The organism is Oerskovia sp. NPDC057915, from assembly GCF_042887685.1.
Classification (GTDB): domain Bacteria; phylum Actinomycetota; class Actinomycetes; order Actinomycetales; family Cellulomonadaceae; genus Oerskovia.
Genome location: NZ_JBHVOS010000003.1, coordinates 16389 through 38768, shown reverse-complemented (window position 1 = coordinate 38768; position 22380 = coordinate 16389). Strand labels below are relative to the sequence as shown.

The window sequence follows — 22380 nt, the reverse complement described above, 5'->3', positions numbered from 1 at the left end:
GGGGGGGGGGGGGGGCGGGGGGGGGTGGGCGCTGTGGGGGGGTTCCCGGCGCGCTGCGCCCCCCCCCACCCCCACCCCCCACGACCAGGCCGCGCCCTCCCGCCGCGCGGCGAGGGGCCGAGGTCAGCGCGGGCCGAGGGCAACGCGGGCCCAGGGCGGCGAGGCCCGAGTGCCGAGCGACGGCCCGAGGCCAGCGGCCCTCAGGCCGTCGCGCCGACGGGTGCCGCGCTCACCGACGGCTCGGCGGGCAGCTCGTGCAGCGCCGCGACGAGGGGCGCGAGCTCCTCGACCTGGCAGGCCTCGGTGAGGGCCTGCTCGAGGGCCGCGTCGTGCGTGGGTCGGGCCTGGCGCAGGAGCTGCTCGCCCTGCGGGGTGAGCTCGGTGTAGATGCCGCGACGGTCGTCCTGGCACAGGATGCGCGTGAGGAGACCGCGGTCCTCGAGGCGGTTGACGAGGCGGGTCGTGGCGCTGCTGCTCAGGGCCGCGGCGCGCGCGAGCTGCTGCATGCGCATGTGCCAGCCGTCCTGGCGCGAGAGCGCGTCGAGCACGGTGTACTCGACGACCGAGAGGCCGTGGTCGGCCTGGAGCGCGCGTTCGAGCGCGGTGTCGAGGATGCCGTGCAGCGCGGCGAGGGTGCGCCAGCCCTGCGAGCGGATCTCGACGGCGTCGTCCCCGATGCCCATGCGTGCCTCCTGTGCCTGTCGTGACGTCGCTCTCAACTATACCGCTTGTGTGAACTACCAGCGCGTGCAACTATTTATGAGGCGCCTGCAACTACTGCACGCGCCGGTTGTTGCACACACGCTGATGCGCGGGGTGCCAGACACAGACAAGGAGCAGCGCATGCCGCTGGGTCTTCTCGCCCTCGCCGTCGGGGGCTTCGGGATCGGGCTCACCGAGTTCGTCATCATGGGTCTCCTGCCGGAGATCGCACGAGAGTTCGGCGTGACCGAGGCCGTCGCCGGCTACCTCATCTCGGGCTACGCGCTCGCGGTCGCGGTCGGCGCGATCGGCCTCACGGCCGCCGTGATCCGCCTCGACCGCAAGACGGTCCTCGGCAGCCTCATGATCCTGTTCATCGCGGGGAACCTGCTCTCGGCGCTCGCCCCCACGTACGAGCTGCTGCTCGCCGGACGCATCCTCGCGGCGCTGTGCCACGGCGCGTTCTTCGGGATCGGCGCCGTCGTCGCGGCCGACATGGTCGCCCCCTCCAAGCGGGCGGGTGCCATCGCGACGATGTTCGCGGGCCTCACGACCGCCAACGTCCTGGGCGTGCCGTTCGGCACGTTCCTCGGCCAGCAGTACGGCTGGCGCTCGACGTTCTGGGCCATCACGGTCATCGGCGTCGTCGCGCTCGTCGGGATCGTGCTGCTCGTGCCGTCCACGCGCCGCGCGTCCGGCGTGCACGGCACCGCGGCGGCCCACGGCGGCGAGACCCACGGCGGCGCAGCCCGCTCGACCACCGCGCACGGCGACCCCGCCCTCCCGGCGGGAGCGGCGCCGTCGGGCACGCCGTCCCTGCGGACCGAGCTCGCGGCCTTCCGCCACCCGCAGGTCTGGTGGTCCATCCTCGTGACCGTGCTCGGGTTCGGCGGCATGTTCGGCGCGTTCACCTACATCGCCTTCACGGTCACCGAGGTCGGCGGGTTCGCGACCACGAGCGTGCCGTGGCTGCTCGTGCTGTTCGGGGTGGGGCTGTTCGTCGGCAACTTCCTGGGCGGCAGGGCCGCGGACCGGTACCTGACGACGAGCCTGCTCGTGCTCCTCGGGGCGCTGACCGTGGTCCTCGCGGTCTTCGCGCTCACCGCGACGAGCCAGGTCATGACCCTGGTCTCGCTCTTCCTCATGGGGGCCTTCGGGTTCGCGACCGTGCCGGGCCTCCAGATGCGCATCATGGGCCACGCGCAGGCCGCCCCGACCATGGCGTCGGGCGCCAACATCGCCGCGTTCAACGTGGGCAACGCGCTCGGCGCGTGGATCGGCGGCCTGGCCGTCGCGGCCGGGCTCGGCTTCACCTCACCCCTGTGGGCGGGCGCCGCGCTCACGCTGCTCGCGGTCGTGGCGCTGGGCGTCGCGACGCTCCAGGAACGACGTCCCTCCGACATACCTGTGGCGGCACCGGAGCCCGTCGCAGCGCACTGACCTACCCCTGAAGGAGAAGAACATGACCAGCACCACCACCGTCCCCGCGGTCGCTCTGCGCGGGGGGACGAGCATCCCGCAGCTCGGCTTCGGCGTCTTCCAGGTGCCCGACGGCGAGGCCGCCCAGGCCGTCTCGCTCGCCCTGGACGCGGGCTACCGCAGCATCGACACGGCTGCCGCGTACGGCAACGAGAAGGGGGTCGGTGCGGGTATCGCGGCGTCGGGCCTGCCTCGTGACGAGGTCTTCGTGACGAGCAAGCTGTGGATCGACGCGATGGCGCGCGAGACCGTGCGCCCCGCGTTCGAGCAGAGCCTCGAGCGCCTCGGGCTCGACCGCCTCGACCTGTACCTGATCCACTGGCCCGTGCCTGGGGCGGGTCGGTTCCTCGAGGCGTGGGAAGAGCTCGTCGCGCTGCGCGAGGCGGGGCTCGTCCGGGAGATCGGCGTCTCGAACTTCACGGCCGAGCACCTCGATGCGGTCGTCGCGGCCACCGGCGTGACGCCGGCCGTGAACCAGGTCGAGCTGCACCCGGCGTTCGCGCAGCGGGCGCTGCGGGCGCATCACCGCGAGCTCGGGATCGTGACCGAGGCGTGGAGCCCGCTGGGCCAGGGCACCGTGCTGGGCGACCCGGTCCTGGGCGTGATCGCCGAGGCGCACGGCGTGACCCCGGCGCAGGTCGTGCTCCGGTGGCACCTGCAGGCCGGGACCGTCGCGATCCCCAAGTCGGTCACGCCCGGGCGCATCGCGTCGAACCTCGACGTCCTGGGCTTCGAGCTGTCGGCCGAGCAGGTCGCGGCGATCGACGGGCTCGACCGTGCCGACGGGCGCATCGGGCCGGACCCGCAGGAGTTCGCGGGCTGACCTTTCCGGACGCGCGGGCGGCCCGCGGACCTCGTCGAGTGTGCAGTTCGGGTCGTCGCAGGCCATCGGAGACGACCCGAACTGCACACTCGACGTGAGAGCCGCCCGCCCGCAAGGCCGCTCGCGCGTCATCTCCGGCCTCGAGTCACCTCGCTGCCGTCGGGAAGGCGTGACGCCTCGCCCCGAGCACGATCCCCACGACGGGGACCGCGAGCGCGAGCGTCGCCCACGGCAGCGCGCCGGAACCGCCCGTGCCCAGCACCACGCCGCCCACGATCCCGCCGAGCGCGAGCGCCCCGTTCCACGAGGTCACGAACGCGGACTGCGCGACGTCGGCCGCCGGCCCGGCGGCCCGCGCGAGCGCCGTCTGGAACAGGGTCCCGCTGCCGCCGAACGCGAAACCCAGCGCAGCGACCGCGGCGTAGACCGCGACGGGGGAGCCCGCCGCGACCGCGAGCGTCAGGCCCGCGAGCCCCAGGAGCGTCGCGGCGAGCACCGTCATGACGCGCAGGTGCGTGTCGATCAGGGCCCCGATCACGACGAGGCTCGCGAACGACGTCGCGCCGAGCACGGCCAGCAGGACCCCGGTCTGCGCGCCGAGGCCGACGTCCTCGAGGAACACCGCGACGTACGTCGAGAACACGTTGTAGGCCAGGACGGTCAGGCCCGTCACGAGGACGACGGGCGCGACGCCGGGCAGCGCCAGCGCCCGCCCGATCGGCACCTGCGTGCCGCGCGGCTCGCCCGGGAAGTCCCGCACGCCCCAGCGCACCCACACGAGCAGGCCGAGGCTGAGGATCGTCATGGCGCCGAACGCCCAGCGCCACCCGACGGTCGCGCCCAGCGCGGTCCCGGCGGGGACGCCCAGGGCCAGCGCGAGGGGAGCGCCGCCCATCGCGATGGCGAGCGCCCGCCCGGCCTGCGCGGGTGAGGCGAGCCGCCGCGCGTACCCGGCGAGCAGCGCCCAGGTCAGCCCGGCGACGAGCCCGGCCGCGAAGCGCGCGCCGAGCGTGAGCACGTAGCTCGACGACACGGCCGTCACGGTGTTGGCCACGGCGAACCCGGTGATCGTCGTGAGGAGCAGGCGGCGCCTGGGCCAGCGGGCCGTGGCGCGGCTCAGCGGGATCGCGGCCACGATCGCCCCGATCGCGAAGACGGTGACGGTCTGCCCGGCGGCGCTCGCGGACACGCCGAGGTCCGTGCCGAGCGCGGGCAGCACGCCGGCGGGCAGCACCTCGGTGAGGAGCGTGACGAACCCGGTCGCGGCCAGGGCGAGCAGCGGCAGCAGGGGAAAACGCGTGCCCGACGGCGGAGCGTCCGCGGGTGGGGCGGTCCGGTCGGGGAGCGGGGTCGCCTCGTGGGGTGCGACGGGCGCGGCGGGTGTCGGGGGCGTCTCGGTCGACGGTGCGGTCGGAGTGGTGCAGGTGGTCATGGGGTTAGCATGAATGTCTGACATGGATGTGAAGGTCAAGCCCGACCCGCGAGAGAGGCGCACCGCATGCGTATCGGCGAGCTGTCCCGCCGCACAGGCACGGCCACCCGGCTGCTCCGGTACTACGAGGAGCAGGGCCTCCTGACCCCGCAGCGCGAGGAGAACGGGTACCGCGAGTACGGCGAGCACCTCGTCGACCGGGTGCTCCAGATCCGGGGCCTGCTGGAGGTCGGCTTCCCGACCCGGATCATCGCCGAGCTGCTGCCGTGCCTGAACCAGCCCCGCGAGATCCACCTGCACAACGCCTACCCGGACAAGATCGCGCTGCTCGAGACCGAGCTGGGACGCATGACCGAGCGCATCGACACCCTCACCAGGAACCGCGACGCGATCGCCGACTACCTCGACCGCATCCGGGTCGACGCGGCGCCGGCGGACGTTGTGCACGCGGCGGCGCCCGCACGTCTCACCGCAGAGGGTCGAAGCTCCTGATCTCGGGCGGCACCGTCCCGGTCATGATCTGCTCGGCGAGCAGCCTGCCGGTCGCGGGCCCGAGCACGATGCCCCACATCCCGTGCCCGCCCGCGACGTAGACGCCGGGCGCGCGCGTTGCCCCGACGAGCGGCAGGCCGTCGGGGGTCACAGGCCGGGACCCGACCCACTCGTCGTGCCGGTCGTCGAGGTCGACTCCCTGGAACAGGTCCCGCACGGACGCGAGGATCGCCTCGATGCGCCGTGGCTGGAACGGTTCGTCGGGGCCGCGGAACTCCATGGTCCCGGCGATGCGGAACCGCCCCTGGTAGGGCGTGCACGCGACGCGGCGCGACGGCAGGTAGATCGGCTGCTCGACGGGCACGTCGGTCTTGACGGTGAACGAGTACCCGCGCCCGGCCTGCACGAGCGTGCGCACCCCGAGCGGCTTCGCGAGCCCCGGGAGCCAGGCGCCGGTCGCGAGGACGGCGACGTCGGCGACGACGGGGTCCTGCCCGTCGACGAGAACCTGCACGCCGCGCCCCTCCTGGGCCCGCAGTCCGGTGACGGTCGCACCGGTCACGATGCGCCCGCCGCGCGCGCGGACCGCGTCGCCCAGCGCGCCGACGAACGGTCCGGGTTCGACGAACCGCTGGCCCTCCAGGGCGTAGACGGCGCGCACGCGGTCGGTGAGCTGCGCGGGCCGCCCGACGGCGTCGGTCCCCTCGGGCGCCGGGCCGCCCGGGTGCGTCGAGCGTGAGGCGTGCCCGACGGCGTCGCGCACCTCGACCCGGCCCGCGCCCGGGTGCGACGGACCGGAGGGGCGCGCGGCGTCGTCGGGCCGGTCGATGCGGCGCAGCGGGACCACCTGTCCCGCGGCCTCGACCTGGGCGATCTCGTGGAGGAACGGCGCGGCCTGCTTCTCGTCCTCGAAGCCGATCACGAACGGACCGGGCGTGGAGCGGGCCGCGACGCCGTGCGCGGCGAGCTCGTCGAACGCGTCGAGCGCGAGCCGGTCGATCGGGGTGAGCGCGGCCATGGCGCGGTCCCAGGCGCGCCGGGTCGCGTGCGTCGCGAACCGGGCGAGGAATGACCACAGGCGCGGGTCGAGCCGCGCAGGGATGTGCAGCGGCGCGGCCGGGTCGAGCAGCGCCTTGGGGGCGTAGGTCCAGAGCGTGGGGTCGGCGAGCGGCATCGCCATGCCGGGCGTGAGCCAGCCCGCGTTGCCCCAGGACGAGCCGGCGGCGACGCCCTCGCGGTCGAGGACGGTGACCTCGACGCCGCGGCGCTGCAGGTGCCAGGCGGTCGCGAGGCCCACCATGCCTGCGCCGACGACGACCGCCGTGCGGGGGGCGGGAGAACGGGTGGTCGTGCGTGACGGGGTGGTCATCGGGGGCTCCTTTGCCCTGAGACGTTGTCGACCCGGCCTCGAGGATGCTGAGGCCGGGTCGTGGGAGACGGGTTGCGCCTCGACATCAATGGTGAGGGGATCTTCGGTAGGGTTCAAGCAGGCCGACAGGTTCTTCGGAACACAGGGGTCTGACCGAACGATCTTCTCCAGTGAGACGAGAGATGGGGACCATGCCGAACGATCTTCGGGCCGGGTCGACGCAGGTCCAGGCGGCCGTGCTCGACGAGACCGACCGCCGCATCCTCGCGGTCCTCGACGCCGACGCGCGCGCGACCAACAAGGCCGTCGCGGACGCCGTCGGGATCGCCCCGTCGACGTGCCACGCGCGCATCCGCTCGCTCCAGGAGCGCGGGGTCATCCAGGGTTTCCGCACCGAGATCGACCCGGCGGCCATGGGCCGCAGCCTCCAGGCGCTCATCGCGGTCCGGCTGCACTCGCACGCCCGCTCGGGCCTCACCGCGTTCCGTGACTACCTCGCAGGTCTGCCCAACGTCGAGGGCATCTACTTCGTGACGGGCGACCGCGACTTCATGGTGCACGTCGCGGTGCGCGACTCGACGGCGCTGCGTGACCTGGTCGCGAGCACGCTCAGCGTGCGCCCCGAGGTCGCGGGCACGAGCACGACCCTCATCTTCGACTACCTGCGGCCGTGACCCGGAGGCCCCGACCCGTGTCAGGACGGGCACGACCTCCACGCCACACGGGTTCTGACACGACGCGCGCCGGGATCCCGACCGGGCGCGGGAGCGCCGGATAGGTTGGCACCGGGTCCCGCCGCGCCGGGTCGGACCCGGTGACGATCGGAGCAGCATGTCCGCACGTGTCGAGGTCTCGTCCCCACGCTGGCGCGTCGCCCCCTCGGTGCCCGTCGCCGCGGTCGTGTTCGTCGTCTACTGCGTGATCGTCATCGGTCTCATGCGGATCTCGGGTGTCGGGTACGAGCACTTCTTCGACACCACCGGCGACACGATGCGCGCGGTGGTCCTGCCGCTCGCCGCAGGCGCGGTCTGGCTGGTCGCCTTCCTCGTCTGGGCGCGATGGGACCACGTCTTCCGGGACGCGCGCCGCCTCCCGACGGGGTGGTTCCTGTGGTCGCTGCCGGCCCTCCTGGTCCTGGTCGCGGTGCTGCACCTCGCGGGACTCGACTGGACCCTGTTCGCGCCCGAGCACGTGCTCGCCGTCCTGCTCGCGAGCCTGCTCGTCGGGTTCACCGAGGAGACGCTCTTCCGTGGGGTCGTCCTGCGCGCGATGCGCCAGGGGGACCGCTCCGAGGGCATGGCGATCCTGTGGACGACCCTGTGGTTCGGCGCGTTCCACCTGACCAACCTCCTGCTGAACGAGCCGGGCGCCGTCGTCCAGATCTTCTTCGCGGCGCTCACCGGGACGGCCCTGTACCTGGCCCGCCGCGGGACCGGCACGATCCTCGCCGCGATGACCCTGCACGCGCTGTGGGACTTCTCGACCTTCCTGGCCGGCGTCCACATGTCCGACAGCGCCGCGACGAACGTCGCCAACGTCCTGGTCACGATCGTCTACCCGCTCGCGGCCGTGACCCTCGTCGTGCTCGTCGTGCGTGACCGCAGGCGGCCCGCCCGGGAGGCGATCACGCCGGCCGAGGTGCCGGCAGGTTCTGCGCCGGGCGCGTGAGCACGGCCCCGACCACCGGCCCGACGGCGCCGGTCAGCCGCGCGAGCATCGGCGAGATCGCGACGATCGCGTTCGCGGTCGCGCTCGGGGCGCTGGCGCTCGGGCTCGCCGTCGCGCGGACCCCCGACGCCCCGGCGCTGCGCTGGGTCGCGGACGGCGCGGCGGGGGTCGCGGCGGTGGCGCTCCTGGGACTTCGTCGGCGCCGGCCGGTGCTCGTCGCGGTCCTGGTCGTCGCTGCGTCGACGTTCTGCTCGGCAGTCCTCGGCGCGGTGTTCGTCGCGGTCGTCTCGCTCGCGACGACGAGACGGTGGTGGCCCGTCGCCGGTGTCGGGGTGCTGTTCGTGGCGAGCACCATGGTCGACGAGGTGACCGGTGACGCCAGCAGGCAGTGGTGGGCGCAGGCGGTGATCGTGGTGACGGTGTACGCCGCCTGCGTCGGTCTGGGCGCGTACCAGGGGAGCCGTCGGGAGCTGGTCGAGGCGCTGAACGAGCGGGCGCTGGCCGCCGAACGGGAGCAGACCGCGCGCGTCGAGCAGGCGAAGGTCGCCGAGCGCACCCGTATCGCCCGCGAGATGCACGACGTCCTGGCGCACCGGATCTCGCTGGTCGCGATGAACGCCGGGGTGCTGGCGTTCCGCCCTGACCTCCCGCCGGACCAGGTCGCGGCCGCTGCCGGGGTCGTGCGGGACAACGCCAACCTCGCGCTGGTCGAGCTCAAGCAGGTGCTCGGCGTCCTGCGCTCGTCCGACCTGGAGGCGGGCGCCTCCGTCCCGGACCGCCCTCAGCCGACCCTCGCGGACGTGGACGACCTGGCCCTCGAGGCGGTCGACGCGGGCACCCCCGTGCGCGTCGAGGTCGACGCCGCGACCCGGGAGCACCTGCCCGGGCTGCCGGGGCAGCTGAGTCGTGACGGGTACCGGATCGTGCAGGAGGCGCTCACCAACGCCCGCAAGCACGCGGCGGGGGCGCAGGTCGTCGTCGGGATCGAGGGCGCTCCGGGCGGGCTGCTGACCGTCGAGGTGCGCAACGCCCCGGGCAGCGCGAGCGGGCACCACCAGATCGAAGGAGGACGCATGGGACTCGTCGGGATCGCCGAACGGGCCAGGTTGGCCGGAGGACAGCTCGAGCACGGACCGGACGGGCGTGGAGGCTATGTGCTCCGGACCGTGCTGCCGTGGCCCGAGGGGGACTCGTGACGACCCCCGAGCAGCCGATCCGCGTCCTCCTGGTCGACGACGAGCAGCTCGTCCGGGCAGGGCTGCGCATGATGCTCGGCGCGGACCCCGGCATCGACGTCGTGGGCGAGGCGGACGACGGGGCGCAGGCGCTGCGGCTCGTCGAGGAGACGTCGCCGCAGGTCGTCCTGATGGACATCCGGATGCCGCGCATGGACGGGCTCGAGGCGCTGCGCCGGCTGCGGACCACCCACCCGGACCTCGCCGTCATCGTCCTGACCACGTTCGACACCGACGACATGGTCCTCACCGCGCTGCGTGACGGTGCGACGGGCTTCCTCCTGAAGAACACCGCACCGCCCGACCTGCTCGCCGCGGTACGAGCCGTCTCGGCCGGTCGGCCGATCCTCTCCCCGTCGGTCACGGCCCAGCTGATCGCCGCGGTGTCGCAGCGCACCGACCGCGGCACGGTCACGGACGCGCGCGAGCGGCTGGCTACCCTCACCGAGCGCGAGGCGGAGGTCGCGCAGGCGGTCGCGCGCGGACTGTCCAACGCGGGCATCGCGGCCGAGCTCTTCATGAGCATCGGCACGGTCAAGTCCCACATCGGGCACCTGTTCGACAAGCTGGGCGTGGACAACCGGGTGCAGATCGCCCTGCTGGTCCGCGACGCCGCCGACTGAGGTCGCCGGGTCCCGAACCGGACATCGACCAAAGTCGGGGAGCACGGTCGACGCCGGGTCGATCCACGGGGCCGGGTGCGGGCGCGAGGCTGGAGACATGTCCTCGACAGACGCCCGCCGTCCCCGTGCCTCCCGATCCTCCGCTGCCCGCATCGCGCGCACCGGGGCGGTCGCGCTCGCGGTCGCGGCAGCGATCCCCCTGACAGCACTGAGCGCGCCGACGGCACGCGCGGAGACGGCTCCGGTCGAGCCGACGTGCCAGGACGTGGGGGCCGACCGGCTCGGCCGCAGCGACGTCCGACGCGTCGAGATCGGCGAGACCGGCCTCGTGCTCGTCCGCGACGGGTCGAACGTCCGGGTCGAGGGCGCCCGGATGCCCGTCAGCAGCCTCACCGTGGTCGGGCCCGACGGCCACGAGTCCCCGGGCTGGGGCAACGGCGCCGACGTCCGCAACGAGCTCTACCTCGACGGCTACGACCACGTGAGGATCTGCTGGGAGTCCCCGGAGACCGACCTGACCGCGGTCACCGAGACCACTCCCTGGACCGCCCTCGTGCCCGCCGAGGAGGTGAAGCCGGTCGAGGTCGTGCCGTTCACCGACGTGCAGCCACCCGTCGACGAGCGGCCCACGACCGTCCCGACGAAGCGGTCGACGACGCCGTCGGTGACGAAGTGGTCGACGATCGTGACCGACGTGCCGGCGACGGTCCCCGGCAAGAAGCGAGCCACGACGCCGACGACCCCGACCATCCTGCAGGACCCGACCGCCTCCACGACGACGCCCGCCACGAACGACGTCCTGGTCGACGCGGCCCGACCCGCCGTCACCGGTGAGGGCGCTGCGAGCACGACGGCAGCGACGCCCACCCCGGGTGAGGGTGCGCGAGCGGACGACGCCCAGGCCGTGGTCGCCCCGGACAGGCTCGTCCAGACCGGTGCCGAGACGATGCCGCTGGTCGTGGCGAGCGCCTCGCTGGTGATCCTCGGCGGCGTCCTGCTGCACCTCTCGCGCCCGTCCCGGCGCCGCCCCGTCCGGCGGCACGGCGCCCGATGAGGCGATAGCACCGCCCCCATGACTCGTGTCAGGGCGAGCGCGTCGTCGAGGCCACGCTCGCTCTGACACGACCTACCACCCCCAGAACCTGACCGACCGCCGACACGACCGACCGCCGGCACGGACGGCAGGCAGGGCCCTCAGACCGCGAGCGCCCGCGCCTCCTTGTCCGGGTCGAGCCCCACCTGGGGGCGGTCCGCGCGGAGGGCGGCTCCGCCGTCGGGCAGGGATCCCCACCAGGCCCAGGTGTCCGCGACCGTCTCCTCGACGGGCCGGTTGCGGAGCCCCGCGGAGAGCGCGCGCGTCACGTCGCCGCGGTGCAGGGTGTCGTGCAGCTCGCCCGGGGGGAGCCAGACGGGCAGCTCGGTCCAGGGCGCGATGCCCGCGGCCTCGACCGCCTCGGGCGTGGTCCAGCGCAGCTCGGCGTCGGAGCCCGTCGCGGCCACGCACGCCTCGAGCAGCTCGCCCATGGTCGCGTGCCCGCTCGGGCTCACGACGTTGAACGGCCCGCTGAGCCCCTGCTCGGTCGCGTCGAGCACGAACGCGGCGAGGTCGCGCGCATCGACGTACTGCAGGGGCAGCGCGCTGGGCCCGGGTGCGAGCACCGGGCCGCCGCGGGCGATCCGCTGCAACCACCAGGGCAGGCGCCCGACGTTCTCACGCGGCCCCAGGATCAGCCCGGCCCGGGCGAGGACCGCACGGTGCCCGAACGACTCCTCGACCGCCAGCTCGCCGCCGCGCTTGGCACGCGCGTAGTCGACGTCGGCACCGTCGTCGGGGGTCGCCTCCACGAGGGGGGCGTCCTCGCCGGCCCCCGCCTCGGTGGGGTACGTGTAGACCGAGCGGCTCGACACGTACACGTACCGGCCCACACGGTCGTCGAGCAGGCGGGTGGCGTCGCGGACCACGCTCGGGGCCCCCGACCACGTGTCGACCGCGACGTCCCACTCACCCTGGGCGAGGGCGTCCAGGCCCCCGACGGCGGTGCGGTCGCCGTGCCGGACGCGCACCCCGTGCGGGGCCTCGCGCGTGCCCCGGTGGAACACCGTGACGTCCCAGCCGCGGGCCAGCGCGTCGTCGACGACCGCCCGGCCCACGAACTCCGTCCCGCCCAGCACCAGCAACCTCGTCCCGTCCGTCATACCCTCGACTCTGCCCGTTGCGGGCGCGGTGCGAAAGCGCGCGACGCCCAGGGCGTACGGGCGCAGGGGGGCGACGTCCACCCGGCGTGGGCCGGTAGCGGGTGCCGGGACGCCCGAGGGAAGCAGGAGCGAGCAGGGAGATCAGGGTGGCGGGTCGGCGGGTGCGGGTGCCTCTGTGGGCGGTGGCCGTCGTGCTGGGTGCGTCCGTCGTCGCGATCGGGTGGCTCCCGCTCGACGCCGCGGGCGAGCTCGTCGCGCGCGTCGGGCCGATCCTGCTGTTCCTCGTCGCGATCACCGTGGTCGCGGAGATGTGCGCGGCCGCCGGCCTGTTCGACGCCGCGGCCTCCTGGGCGATGCGGCTCGCGCGGGGCAGCCGCCTGCTCCTGTGGGGGCTCGTGGTGCTGCTCGCGTGCGTGTGCACGGTCGTCCTGTCGCTCGACACCACGGCCGTGCTGCTCACGCCCGTGGTCCTGATGATCGCGCGGCGCACGGGGTCCCGACCGCTGCCGTTCGCGCTCACCGTCCTCGCGCTCGCGAACACGGCCTCGCTGCTGCTGCCCGTCTCCAACCTGACGAACCTGCTCGCCGCGCACCGCCTCGCGCGGCTCGAACCGGGCGTCCCGTACGCCGCGACCATGTGGCTGCCGGCGCTCGTGGTCGTCGCGGTGACCGTCGCCTACCTGTTCGTGGCCCACCACCGGGACCTGCGCGGGACGTTCGACGCGCACCCGCTGGTCGTCGAGCGCGACCGCGTGCTCCTGCCGCTCGCCGGGCTCGTGACGGTCGCGCTCGGTGTGTGCTTCGCCGTCGGGCTGCCCGTGGCCGCCGTCGCAGTGGGCGGGGCCGTGGTGCTGCTGGCCGTGACGCTCGTGCGGCGCCGCGACCTCGTGGCGCCCGTGGGCGAGCTCGTGCCGTGGCGGACCGTGCTGGTCCTCGCGTCGCTCTTCGTGGCCGTCGAGGCCTGGCAGGTGCACGGCCTCGGGGACCTGCTCGCCCGGTTCGCGGGCACCGGGACCGGGACGGGAGACCTGCTCCAGGTCGCGGGCGCGGGCGCCGTCGCGGCCAACGTCGTCAACAACCTGCCCGCCTACCTCGCGCTCGAACCCGCCGCCGCGGGCGACCCCGCACGGCTCGCGGCGCTGCTCGTCGGTGTCAACGCCGGACCCCTCGTCACGCCGTGGGCGTCGGTCGCGACCGTGCTGTGGTGGGTCCAGTGCTCACGTCACTGGATGGGGTTCCGCGAGGTGGGGTGGTGGCCGCTCGTCCGGCAGGGGCTCGTGCTCGCGCCGCTCGCCGTGGTCGCCGGGGCGCTCGCGGTCGCGGCGGCCGTGTAGCGGGCCCGTCCTGGGTTGAGCGGCTGACGCCGAGAACGGGGTCGAGGTCGTCATCGAGGAGATGACGACCTCAGCCCCGTGCTCGCGCGCACGGAGCCCTGCTCAGGCCCGCACGCCGATCCACAGCCGCCCGTGCGGCACGAGGTCCACGCTCCGGTGCTCCACGAAGCCGATGCGCTGCATCCCCTCGACCCGGGCAGGGTCGACGACGGCCGTGAGCAGCGGGCCGTCCGCGGGCGCCACCGGGACGCCGTCGGGGGTGCGCGCGGCGCGCGCGGGCGCGTCCACGAGCAGGCGCAGGGTGTCGGCACGGTCGGTGCCCTCGACGTCGGTCGCGACGGCCGCCGCGACGAGGATGAGGCGCGGGCGGACGGCGTCGAGCGCGTCGGCGATCACGGACTGGGCGACGTCCAGCGCCTGACGGGTCGCGACGCGGACCGGCTCGTCGTCACCGGGCTCGTCGAGCGGGTCGACGCCCACCTCGCGTACCAGGACACCGCGCAGCTCGTCCTCGAAGGCCGGGACCTCGGGCGGGAGCCAGACGGTCGTGGCCCGCAGCCCGTCGGCGTCCTCGGCGACCCAGATCTCGCCCTGCTCCATGATCCCGTGGCTCAGCACGAGCCGGGTCGCGGACGAGAGCTGCTCGGGGTCGACCGGGGCGTCGGGGGTGCCGTCGCCGTCCAGGTCGACCACGGGGTGGTCCGCGGTGAGCAGGCGGGCCACACCGGGCACGTCGACGAAGCGCGCACGGCGGACGGTCACGCCGGGCGGCGTGGTGTCGGGCGGCGTGGCGTCCGGCGGCGTCGTGTCGCCCGTGCGGGCGACCGGCTCGGTGTCGGGGCGGGGCATCGGGTCTCCGATCCTTCGGTGCTGCGGCTCGTGCCAGTCTCGCCCGCCCGCCTGTGAGGGGGCTGTGCGCGAGAGGATGGGCACGCCCAGCACCCCGCCGGCCCGAGGAGACCACCATGACCGTCCTGCGCTCGATGCTGCTGTTCGGGGCCGCGGCCCTCTTCGAGATCGGGGGCGCGTGGCTGGTCTGGCAGGGGATCCGTGAGCACAAGGGGTGGGTCTGGATCGGCGCGGGGGTCGTGGCGCTCGGGCTGTACGGCTTCTTCGCGACGCTCCAGCCCGACGCGAGCTTCGGGCGGATCCTGGCGGCGTACGGGGGAGTGTTCGTCGCGGGCTCGCTCCTGTGGGGCATGGCCGTCGACGGCTTCCGCCCCGACCGCTGGGACGTGCTCGGGGCGCTCCTGTGCCTCGTGGGCGTCGCCGTCATCATGTACGCGCCGCGTCCGCAGTGAGCGAAATGTCTCGACCGTCGTCGCGGGCGGCCGTCAGGATGTCGGGCATGCCTTCGAGCCCCGCCTCCCGCCCGTCCGCCCTCGGTACGCTCTCGGTCCGCGCCTTCGTGGCCGGCGACTACCCCTGGCTGCAGGTCTGGTACCAGGACCCGGTCCTGGACGAGGAGCTCGGCCCGCTCGACGACGAGTGGCTGGAGGCGGTCCTGACCGAGGAGGACGGTGAGCAGCTCGTGGTGCTCGCGGACGGTTCGCCGTTCGCGGTGGTCGGGCTCGTCTGGGCGAGCGGGGAGCACCGGGCGCACGTGATCACCGACGTCGCGGTGGATCCCGCCCGGCGCGGCCAGGGCCTGGGGCGCGCCGCCCTGGGCGAGGTCGTGGCTCACGTCGAGCGGGCGGCCACCGACGGATGGGTGGCGTTCGTCGACCAGGAGAACCTGGCCGCGTTCGCGTTCTTCTCGGCCCTGGGCTGGGAGCACGCGGCCGAGCCCGACCCCGAGGACGAGGACGGCATGCACACGTTCGCGCTGCGCCCGTAGCGGTCCGCGCCCGGTAGGTCTGCCGCCCGCCTGCGCCGTCGGCCCGGTGCCCGGTCGCCCCGCTGCCCGACGGCGGAGGCGCACCCGGCCGCCCGGGTGCGCTGCGCCGTCGGGCCGGGGATGCGTGACCCACGCCACCCACGCGCCCGGGGAATAACCCCGGCACCCTCCCGGTTCTCCTCCAAGTATATGCAAATGCATCAACTTGTAGGACGAGGGAGCAACCCCCATGCAGTTCGGCATCTTCACCGTCGGCGACGTCACCACCGACCCCGTCACCGGTCGCACGCCCAACGACACCGAGCGCGTGCGGTCCATGCTCACCATCGCGAAGCACGCGGACGAGGCGGGCCTCGACGTCTTCGCCACGGGTGAGCACCACAACCCCCCGTTCGTCCCGTCGTCCCCGACGACGATGCTCGGCTACCTCGTCGGGCAGACGAAGAACATCATCCTGTCGACCTCCACGACGCTCATCACCACGAACGACCCGGTGAAGATCGCCGAGGACTACGCGATGCTCCAGGTCATCTCGGACGGTCGCATGGACCTCATGATGGGCCGCGGCAACACCGGCCCCGTCTACCCGTGGTTCGGCAAGGACATCCGCGAGGGCGTCAACCTCGCGATCGAGAACTACGCGCTGCTGCGCCGCCTCTGGGAGGAGGAGGTCGTCGACTGGCAGGGCAAGTACCGCACGCCGCTCCAGGGCTTCACGGCCACGCCGCGCCCGCTCGACGGCGTCGCGCCCTTCGTCTGGCACGGCTCGATCCGCACCCCGGAGATCGCCGAGCAGGCCGCCTACTACGGTGACGGCTTCTTCCACAACAACATCTTCTGGCCCATCAGCCACACGAAGCAGATGGTCCAGTACTACCGCCAGCGCTTCGAGCACTACGGCCACGGCAAGGCCGACCAGGCGATCGTCGGGCTCGGTGGCCAGGTCTTCATGCGCAAGAACTCCCAGGACGCGGTGCGCGAGTTCCGGCCCTACTTCGACAACGCGCCCGTCTACGGGCACGGCCCCTCGCTCGAGGACTTCAGCGCGCAGACGCCCCTGACCGTGGGCAGCCCGCAGGAGGTCATCGACCGCTACGGCGCCATGCGCGAGCACGTCGGCGACTACCAGCGCCAGCTGTTCCTCATGGACCACGCGGGCCTGCCGCTCAAGACGGTCCTCGAGCAGATCGACCTGCTGGCCGGCGAGGTCGTCCCCGTGCTCCGCAAGGAGATGGAGGCCAAGCGTCCCGCCCACGTCCCGAGCGACCCGCCGAGCCACGCCCAGCGCGTCGCGAAGGCCCGCGCCGAGGGCAAGATCGCGGAGCAGGTCGTAGCGGCCGCCGACCACTGGACGGGCAAGACCGCAGAGGACGACATCCAGGCGGCAGAGGCCGTCGAGGACACCGCCCGCAAGGGCTCCGCGTTCGGTATCTGACCTGCCACCCGCCCGGGGAAGCCCCGGGCAGGCCGGGCCGCCCTTGTGGCCAGGGGCGGCCCGGCCCTCAGCACCACCGTCAGGCCACGGGCAGCACCACGGCACGACCCCGCACCACCGCACCACCCGCCGCGCGCACCGTCCGGCACACTCGAAGAACCCTCACGAACCAGGAGCACCACCTCATGACCGCTCGCCAGATCGTCGCGATCTCCGCCGGCCTCGGCCAGCCGTCCTCGACCCGACTGCTCGCCGACCGTCTCTCCGCCGCCACGGTGGCCGAGCTCGGCGACCTGGGCGTGGCCGCCGAGGTCACGACGGTCGAGCTGCGCGACGTCGCCCACGCCATCACCGACGCGATGCTCACGGGCTTCGCGAGCGGCGACCTCGCCGAGGTGATCGAGAAGGTCACGGGCGCCGATGCGCTCGTCCTGGTCACGCCGCTGTTCACGACCACGTACTCGGGACTCTTCAAGTCCTTCGTCGACATCCTCGACAAGGACTCGCTCCAGGGCGTGCCCGTGCTGCTGGGTGCGACGGGCGGCACGTCGCGCCACTCGCTGGCCGTCGAGTACTCGATGCGCCCGCTGTTCACCTACCTGCACGCCGACGTCGCGACGACGTCGGTCTTCGCGGCCACGGACGACTGGGCGGCCGAGGGTGACAGCACGCACGACGCCGGTCCGCTCCCGGCCCGTATCCGCCGCGCGGCCAAGGAGCTCGCGACCACGGTCGCGGCCCGCGAGCCGCGCACCGCGACGGGCATGTTCGACGGCGTGCCGTCGTTCGCGCAGATGTTCGGCAAGTAGGGGTTCCGCGCGAGGCGGGTGCGGCGGGTGGTGGCCCGCCCCGGTCTCGTGGCGGGCTCCCGCCCCGTGGACCACCGGTGCGCCGGGTGGTGGACCCGGTCGAGGGACCGGGGTGCGCACCGGTGGCCTCGCAGCGGTGCGGGAGACGACGGCCTCGACGGCTCGGCCGTCGAGGCCTTCGTGGTGCCGGGAGGGGCGGGGGAGCGGCGGGGTGGGTGAAACGCGGTGCGACCCGCATCACCCGTCGCCCGGGAGGGCTCCTTCTGGATGTGCGCCCGACGACGAGGCGCCGCCAACCCACCACCTCCCGAAAGGCACGTCCATGTCCACCCTCTCCGTCAACGGTCCGGCGATCTCCCGCCGAGGCTCCGTCTCGACCCACGTGAGCGACGCCGTCGACGCCCTCGCACGCTTCCTGACCCGCTGGTCCGTCCCGGCCCTGCGGGTCGCGCTCGGCCTGGTCTTCCTCGGGTTCGGGGTCCTGAAGTTCTTCCCCGGCGCGAGCCCGGCCGAGGTCGTCGCCGAGCGCACGATCGACACCCTGACCCTGGGGCTCGTCCACGGCACGGTCGCCGTGGTCGGAACCGCGGTCGTCGAGTGCTTCATCGGGCTCACGCTCGTCACCGGGTACTGGCTGCGCGCAGGGCTCGTGGTCGTGGCCGGTGCGTTCGTCGGCATCCTCGCCCCGACGGTGCTCTTCTTCGACGAGCTGTTCGGCTCCGGGATGACGCTGCTCGGGCAGTACGTCCTCAAGGACGTGGTGCTGGTCGCCGCGGCGACCGTCGTCGGGGCCTACGCGCTCGGCGCCCGGCTGCGCCGCACGGTCTGAGGGCTCGACGCGAGTTGCGGCCAGGTGGGGTCACGGGCGAACCGTGACCCCACCTGGCCGCATCTCGACGAAGGCGTCCGCGACCGGCGCGCCCGTCGCTCGGCCAGCTGCCCGACGGCGGCACGCGCCCTCGCCCCAGGGTGCGGACCCCACGGGGTGGGCTCGGTCCTGGGGCTGGTGCGGCGCCGTCGGGCTGGGGGCGCCGGCCTCGAGGCGCGCAGGGACGTCGTGCGTGCCACGCTGGGCCCATGCCCGCGCGGGACGACGACACGACCTCCCACCCGGCGCCCGCAGCGGCCGCGGGCCCGCCGGACGTCCCTGCGCTGCGCACGCTGCTGCGACTGAGCGTCCCGGCGCTGCTGGTCGGGATCGTGTCGGCGCTCGTGCTCTACGCGCTCGACTGGCTGTCGGCGGCGGCCGAGGACCTCCTGTGGACGGACCTGCCGGGCACGCTGGGCGTCGACCCGGACTCGCGCTGGTGGATCTTCGCGATGCTGACAGGTTCGGGACTCCTCGTCGGGCTCGTCGTGTGGCTCGTGCCCGGGCACGGCGGGCGGGACTCCGCGACGACCGAGCTCATCGCGCCGCCGCTTCCGCTCCACGTCCTGCCGAGCCTCGCGGTCGTCACGGTCCTGGGGCTCGCCGGCGGAGTGAGCCTGGGACCCGAGAACCCGATCATCGCGATCAACACCGCGCTGCTCGTCGCGCTGGTCGCGCGGCTGTGGCGGCAGGTGCCCACGGATCTCGTCGTGATGCTCACGGCGGCCGCGACGATCGGTGCGCTGTTCGGGACCCCCGTCGCGGCTGCGCTCGTGTTCACGGGCGTCGTCGCGGGCTTCCCCCGGGGCGGTCCGCTGTTCGACCGCCTCTTCCTGCCGCTCGTCTCGGCCGGTGCGGGGGCCATGACCATGGACGCCATCGGGCGGCCGTTCGGCTCGATGGACCTGCCCGACCTCGGGGTGCCGGACATCGGCGACGTCGGCGTCTCCCTCGCGGTGGCGACGCTCGCCGCAGGCGCCGCCCTGCTGGGCGTGCTCGCGTTCGGGCACGTGCACCGGTTCTTCCACGGCATGCGCAACCCGGTCCTGTACGTGACGCTCGGCGGTGTGCTCCTGGGCGTCCTCGGCGCGATCGGGGGGCCGCTCACGCTGTTCAAGGGCTCGCAGCAGTCGTTCGAGCTCGTCCAGCAGCGCGCCGACTTCTCGACCGGGAACCTGGTCCTCATCTTCGCGGTCAAGCTCGTGGCGCTCGTGATCGCGGCCGCGGCGGGCTTCCGGGGCGGGCGGATCTTCCCCGCGGTGTTCATCGGGGTCGCCGCCGGGGTGGCCGTCAACGCGGCCTTCCCCGGTGCGCCGCTCGGGCTCTCGGTCGCGAGCGGCGTCCTCGGCGTGGTCCTGGCGGTCGGGCGCGACGGGTGGATCGCCCTGTTCGTCGCGGTCGCGGTCGTGGGGGACGTCGGGGTCCTGCCCGTGCTGTGCCTCGCGATCCTGCCGGCGTGGCTCCTCGTGCGCACCGCCCCCGAGATGCTCGTGGCCCCCGAGGTGACCGACCACGTCGTACCGCGGTCCGGACCCGCCGTCACGTAGGGTGCACCGGTCCTGCTCGTCGGCCGTTCGCGTCACCCGCCGGACGGGGCCCCGCCGGACGTGACCCCGCCCGGCGCGGGGCACCCGCCCGGACCACCCGGGACCGACAGCACCGACATCGTCGACGTCGACAGCGGGGCGTCGTGCGCCACGAGCTCGTACGCCGACACGGCGCTCGCGAGGATCCCGGCCCCGACGACCGCCGAGTACACCCGGTCCGCGAGCGACGGTCGGCAGTGGTGGACCGGGGGCGGGGAAGACGCAGCACGAGACATGCCCCGAGCCTCGCCCGCCGCGCGCCCCCGGGGCATCGACCCCGGGGCGGTCCTGCCCCTGGCCGCAGGGCGCGTCCCACCCGGGTGCGCTCCCTCCCCGGGCGGACGCGACGCCGTCGGACCCCCGCCCCTGGGCGGTGCCGTCCCCGGGCCCGCCTCGCTACGGTGGGTCCGTGCTCCTCGCCCTCCGTCATGCCCCCGTCCGGGTGCAGGACCTCCTCACGGCCCTCGCGGTCGGTGCGGTGTGGTTCGGGTTCGTCGGGTACATGTACCAGGGCGACTACTGGAGGCCGTACGACATCCAGCCGTACTGGTGGACGGGGGCCTGGCTCGTGGGCGTGCTCACGCTGCGGCGCGCCGCGCCGGGCTGGGCGTTCTGGGGCACCGCGATGTTCTACCCCCTGTTCCAGTTCGGCGTCTCGTCGAACCTGTTCCACCTCGCACCGCTCCTCGTCGCGGGCTTCTGCGCGACCCGGCAGGGAGCCGTGCCGCCGGCGCTCGCGGCGACCGGCGCCGTGCTGTCCGGGTGGTCGCTCAACCTGTACCTGCGCACCCTGCTCACGCACCCGCAGGTCTACCCGTCGGGGACGCCCTCGGAGATCCTCTCGACGGTCGCGCTGGCGCTCGCGGCCGTCGCGCTCGGGTGGACGGTCCGGCGCGTCGTCGTGACGAGCGAGACCCTGCGCGAGCGCAACGAGGAGCTCACGGCCCTGCAGGGCATCCTGGCGCAGCAGGCCGTGCATGCCGAGCGCACGCGCATCGCCCGCGAGCTGCACGACGTCGTCGCGCACCACATGTCCGCGATCGTCGTCCGGGCGCAGGCCGCGGACCGTGTCGCGCCCAACCAGCCCCAGGCGCCGGCCGAGGCGGTCACGTGGATCGCGGAGGAGGGCAAGAAGGCGCTGACGTCGATGCGCTCGGTCGTGCACGTGCTGCGCCGCGAGACCGGCGACGCGCTCGAGCTCGCGCCGGCCCCCGCGCTCGTCGACGTCCGGGCCGCGGCCGCACGCCTGACCGAGGCCGGACGGGACGTCGAGCTCGACCTGCCCGACGACCTGGGTGACCTGCGCCCCGAGGTGAGCCTCGCCGTCGTGCGCATCGCCCAGGAGGGCCTGACGAACGTGCTGCTGCACTCGCTCGCCCCGCGGCTGAGCCTCGAGGTCGTCGCGACGCCGGGATACGTGCGCGTCGCCGTGCGCGACCCCGGCCCGCCCCTGCCCGACAACCCCGACCTGCACGGCGGCAACGGGCTGCTGAACATGCGCGAGCGCGCCCTGTCGTGCGGCGGCACCCTGTCCGCCGGACCCGACCAGAACGGCGGCTGGCGCGTCCAGGCCGTCCTGCCCCGAGAGGCCACATGACCCACGTCCCCGCCCCGCCTCCCCCTCCGCCCCCCTCCGCCCGGCCGGAGCGGGCCCTCGGCCACGTCGTCGCCGAGAGCCGGCCGTTCGGCGAGCCCGTGCGCGTCGTCGTCGTCGACGACCAGGCGACGATCCGCCTGGGCCTGCGCATGATCCTCGACAACGAGCCCGACATCACGGTCGTGGGCGAGGCCGCCGACGGCGCCCAGGGGGTCCGGATGGCCCACGCGCTGCGACCCGACGTCGTCCTCATGGACGTCCGCATGCCGCACCTCAACGGGATCGACGCCGCCGCGCAGATCTCCGGGGACCCGGAGCTCGCGGGCGTGCGCACGCTCGTCCTGACGACGTTCGACGACGACGAGTACGTCTACGGCGCCCTGCGTGCGGGGGCCGCGGGGTTCCTGCTCAAGGACGCAGACCCCGAGGCGCTCGTGACCGCGGTCCACCGCGTCCGGGCGGGCGACAGCCTGCTGGACCCCGGCGTCACGCGACGGATCATCGAACGGTACGTCGAGCTCTCGGACTGGCACGCGGGCTCGGGCGTGGCGTCCGCCCCTCGCGCCGGGGCCGGGCTCGAGCTCGCGACCCCGCGCGAGCGCGAGGTCCTGCTCGCGGTCGCGCGCGGCCTGTCCAACAAGGAGGTCGGCGACGAGCTGTTCCTCTCGGAGGCGACCGTCAAGAGCCACGTCCGCTCCCTGCTGACCAAGGTGGGGCTCACGAACCGCGTCCAGCTCGTGATCCTCGCGTACGAGGCGGAGCTGGTGCGCCCGGGTCGGTGACCGTGCCGGGTCGGTGACCACCCGGGCGGCGTCGGCCCGGGCGGCGTCGGCCCGGCGGCGTCCCACCGGCGGCGTCCCACCGGTGTCCCGGCGGCGCGGCGTAGGCTTTCCCG

General features: G+C 74.2%; 23 protein-coding genes. 17 read left to right on the top strand and 6 right to left on the bottom strand.

The genetic code is table 11. From position 1 onward, the window contains the following. Window positions 1-200: 200 nt before the first annotated feature. Window positions 201-683 (bottom strand): MarR family winged helix-turn-helix transcriptional regulator, encoded by a 483-nt coding sequence (locus tag ACFVQ3_RS02685; RefSeq protein WP_387634754.1) that lies wholly within the window; start codon window positions 681-683, stop codon window positions 201-203. 160 nt (window positions 684-843) lie between these two features. Between ACFVQ3_RS02685 and ACFVQ3_RS02680 the strand changes: the two genes are divergently transcribed. Both ACFVQ3_RS02680 and ACFVQ3_RS02675 read left to right on the top strand, forming a co-directional pair. Beyond that, complete coding sequence (locus ACFVQ3_RS02680) at window positions 844-2142, top strand: MFS transporter (protein WP_387634752.1); 1299 nt, start codon at window positions 844-846, stop codon at window positions 2140-2142. A gap of 22 nt (window positions 2143-2164) precedes the next feature. Next, the gene (locus tag ACFVQ3_RS02675; protein ID WP_387634750.1) at window positions 2165-3004 is read left to right on the top strand and encodes an aldo/keto reductase; all 840 of its coding nucleotides are present in this window, start codon (window positions 2165-2167) and stop codon (window positions 3002-3004) included. 145 nt (window positions 3005-3149) lie between these two features. Here ACFVQ3_RS02675 and ACFVQ3_RS02670 read toward each other — a convergent pair whose 3' ends face one another. Next, window positions 3150-4436: an MFS transporter gene (locus ACFVQ3_RS02670; RefSeq protein ID WP_387634748.1), complete on the bottom strand. Its 1287-nt coding sequence runs from the start codon at window positions 4434-4436 to the stop codon at window positions 3150-3152. A gap of 66 nt (window positions 4437-4502) precedes the next feature. Here ACFVQ3_RS02670 and ACFVQ3_RS02665 point away from each other — a divergent pair, with 66 nt between their 5' ends. Then, complete coding sequence (locus ACFVQ3_RS02665) at window positions 4503-4928, top strand: MerR family transcriptional regulator (RefSeq protein ID WP_387634745.1); 426 nt, start codon at window positions 4503-4505, stop codon at window positions 4926-4928. Here ACFVQ3_RS02665 and ACFVQ3_RS02660 read toward each other — a convergent pair. Next, window positions 4903-6297, bottom strand: a complete 1395-nt coding sequence (locus ACFVQ3_RS02660) for an FAD-dependent oxidoreductase (protein ID WP_387634743.1) — start codon at window positions 6295-6297, stop codon at window positions 4903-4905. The two genes, ACFVQ3_RS02665 and ACFVQ3_RS02660, sit on opposite strands and share 26 nt — an antisense overlap. A gap of 191 nt (window positions 6298-6488) precedes the next feature. Between ACFVQ3_RS02660 and ACFVQ3_RS02655 the strand changes: the two genes are divergently transcribed. From ACFVQ3_RS02655 to ACFVQ3_RS02635, 5 genes are all read left to right on the top strand, one after another. After that, entirely contained in the window at window positions 6489-6971 is a 483-nt protein-coding gene (locus tag ACFVQ3_RS02655) for an Lrp/AsnC family transcriptional regulator (protein WP_387634740.1), read from the top strand. Window positions 6972-7128: 157 nt separating this feature from the next. After that, entirely contained in the window at window positions 7129-7965 is an 837-nt protein-coding gene (locus ACFVQ3_RS02650) for a CPBP family intramembrane glutamic endopeptidase (protein ID WP_387634738.1), read from the top strand. Then, complete coding sequence (locus ACFVQ3_RS02645; RefSeq protein WP_387634735.1) at window positions 7962-9161, top strand: sensor histidine kinase; 1200 nt, start codon at window positions 7962-7964, stop codon at window positions 9159-9161. Before ACFVQ3_RS02650 ends, ACFVQ3_RS02645 begins: the two co-directional genes overlap by 4 nt. Beyond that, window positions 9158-9823 (top strand): response regulator, encoded by a 666-nt coding sequence (locus ACFVQ3_RS02640; protein WP_387634732.1) that lies wholly within the window; start codon window positions 9158-9160, stop codon window positions 9821-9823. The genes ACFVQ3_RS02645 and ACFVQ3_RS02640 overlap by 4 nt, the downstream gene beginning before the upstream one ends. A gap of 97 nt (window positions 9824-9920) precedes the next feature. Continuing rightward, complete coding sequence (locus tag ACFVQ3_RS02635; protein ID WP_387634730.1) at window positions 9921-10877, top strand: hypothetical protein; 957 nt, start codon at window positions 9921-9923, stop codon at window positions 10875-10877. A 140-nt stretch (window positions 10878-11017) separates the two neighbouring features. On the opposite strand, the gene ACFVQ3_RS02630 is transcribed toward ACFVQ3_RS02635, so the two are convergent. Then, window positions 11018-12019, bottom strand: coding sequence for an NAD-dependent epimerase/dehydratase family protein (locus ACFVQ3_RS02630; RefSeq protein ID WP_387634727.1), 1002 nt, complete (start codon window positions 12017-12019; stop codon window positions 11018-11020). A 167-nt stretch (window positions 12020-12186) separates the two neighbouring features. On the opposite strand from ACFVQ3_RS02630, the gene ACFVQ3_RS02625 reads away from it, so the two are divergent. Beyond that, window positions 12187-13353, top strand: a complete 1167-nt coding sequence (locus ACFVQ3_RS02625; RefSeq protein ID WP_387634725.1) for an SLC13 family permease — start codon at window positions 12187-12189, stop codon at window positions 13351-13353. A 102-nt stretch (window positions 13354-13455) separates the two neighbouring features. Here the strand turns inward: ACFVQ3_RS02625 and ACFVQ3_RS02620 are convergent, their stop codons facing one another. Next, window positions 13456-14202, bottom strand: coding sequence for a hypothetical protein (locus tag ACFVQ3_RS02620; protein ID WP_387634723.1), 747 nt, complete (start codon window positions 14200-14202; stop codon window positions 13456-13458). 116 nt (window positions 14203-14318) lie between these two features. On the opposite strand from ACFVQ3_RS02620, the gene ACFVQ3_RS02615 reads away from it, so the two are divergent. The 6 genes from ACFVQ3_RS02615 (at window position 14319) to ACFVQ3_RS02590 (ending at window position 19849) form a co-directional block, all read left to right on the top strand. Further along, on the top strand, window positions 14319-14654 hold the full coding sequence (locus tag ACFVQ3_RS02615) for a YnfA family protein (protein WP_387634721.1): 336 nt from the start codon (window positions 14319-14321) through the stop codon (window positions 14652-14654). A 47-nt stretch (window positions 14655-14701) separates the two neighbouring features. Continuing rightward, window positions 14702-15190: a GNAT family N-acetyltransferase gene (locus ACFVQ3_RS02610; RefSeq protein ID WP_387634718.1), complete on the top strand. Its 489-nt coding sequence runs from the start codon at window positions 14702-14704 to the stop codon at window positions 15188-15190. Window positions 15191-15419: 229 nt separating this feature from the next. After that, window positions 15420-16625 carry an LLM class flavin-dependent oxidoreductase gene (locus ACFVQ3_RS02605; protein WP_387634715.1) on the top strand — a complete coding sequence of 402 codons (1206 nt, stop codon included), beginning with the start codon at window positions 15420-15422 and terminating at the stop codon, window positions 16623-16625. Between the two features lie 185 nt (window positions 16626-16810). Then, on the top strand, window positions 16811-17434 hold the full coding sequence (locus ACFVQ3_RS02600; protein WP_387634713.1) for an FMN reductase: 624 nt from the start codon (window positions 16811-16813) through the stop codon (window positions 17432-17434). A gap of 322 nt (window positions 17435-17756) precedes the next feature. Next, window positions 17757-18263 (top strand): DoxX family membrane protein, encoded by a 507-nt coding sequence (locus ACFVQ3_RS02595; protein ID WP_387634710.1) that lies wholly within the window; start codon window positions 17757-17759, stop codon window positions 18261-18263. Between the two features lie 248 nt (window positions 18264-18511). Beyond that, window positions 18512-19849, top strand: coding sequence for an ion channel protein (locus tag ACFVQ3_RS02590; RefSeq protein WP_387634708.1), 1338 nt, complete (start codon window positions 18512-18514; stop codon window positions 19847-19849). 32 nt (window positions 19850-19881) lie between these two features. On the opposite strand, the gene ACFVQ3_RS02585 is transcribed toward ACFVQ3_RS02590, so the two are convergent. Next, window positions 19882-20124: a hypothetical protein gene (locus ACFVQ3_RS02585; protein WP_387634706.1), complete on the bottom strand. Its 243-nt coding sequence runs from the start codon at window positions 20122-20124 to the stop codon at window positions 19882-19884. Between the two features lie 173 nt (window positions 20125-20297). On the opposite strand from ACFVQ3_RS02585, the gene ACFVQ3_RS02580 reads away from it, so the two are divergent. Both ACFVQ3_RS02580 and ACFVQ3_RS02575 read left to right on the top strand, forming a co-directional pair. Next, window positions 20298-21485, top strand: a complete 1188-nt coding sequence (locus ACFVQ3_RS02580) for a sensor histidine kinase (protein WP_387634703.1) — start codon at window positions 20298-20300, stop codon at window positions 21483-21485. After that, on the top strand, window positions 21482-22267 hold the full coding sequence (locus ACFVQ3_RS02575; protein WP_387634700.1) for a response regulator: 786 nt from the start codon (window positions 21482-21484) through the stop codon (window positions 22265-22267). The genes ACFVQ3_RS02580 and ACFVQ3_RS02575 overlap by 4 nt, the downstream gene beginning before the upstream one ends. Window positions 22268-22380 lie beyond the last annotated feature (113 nt).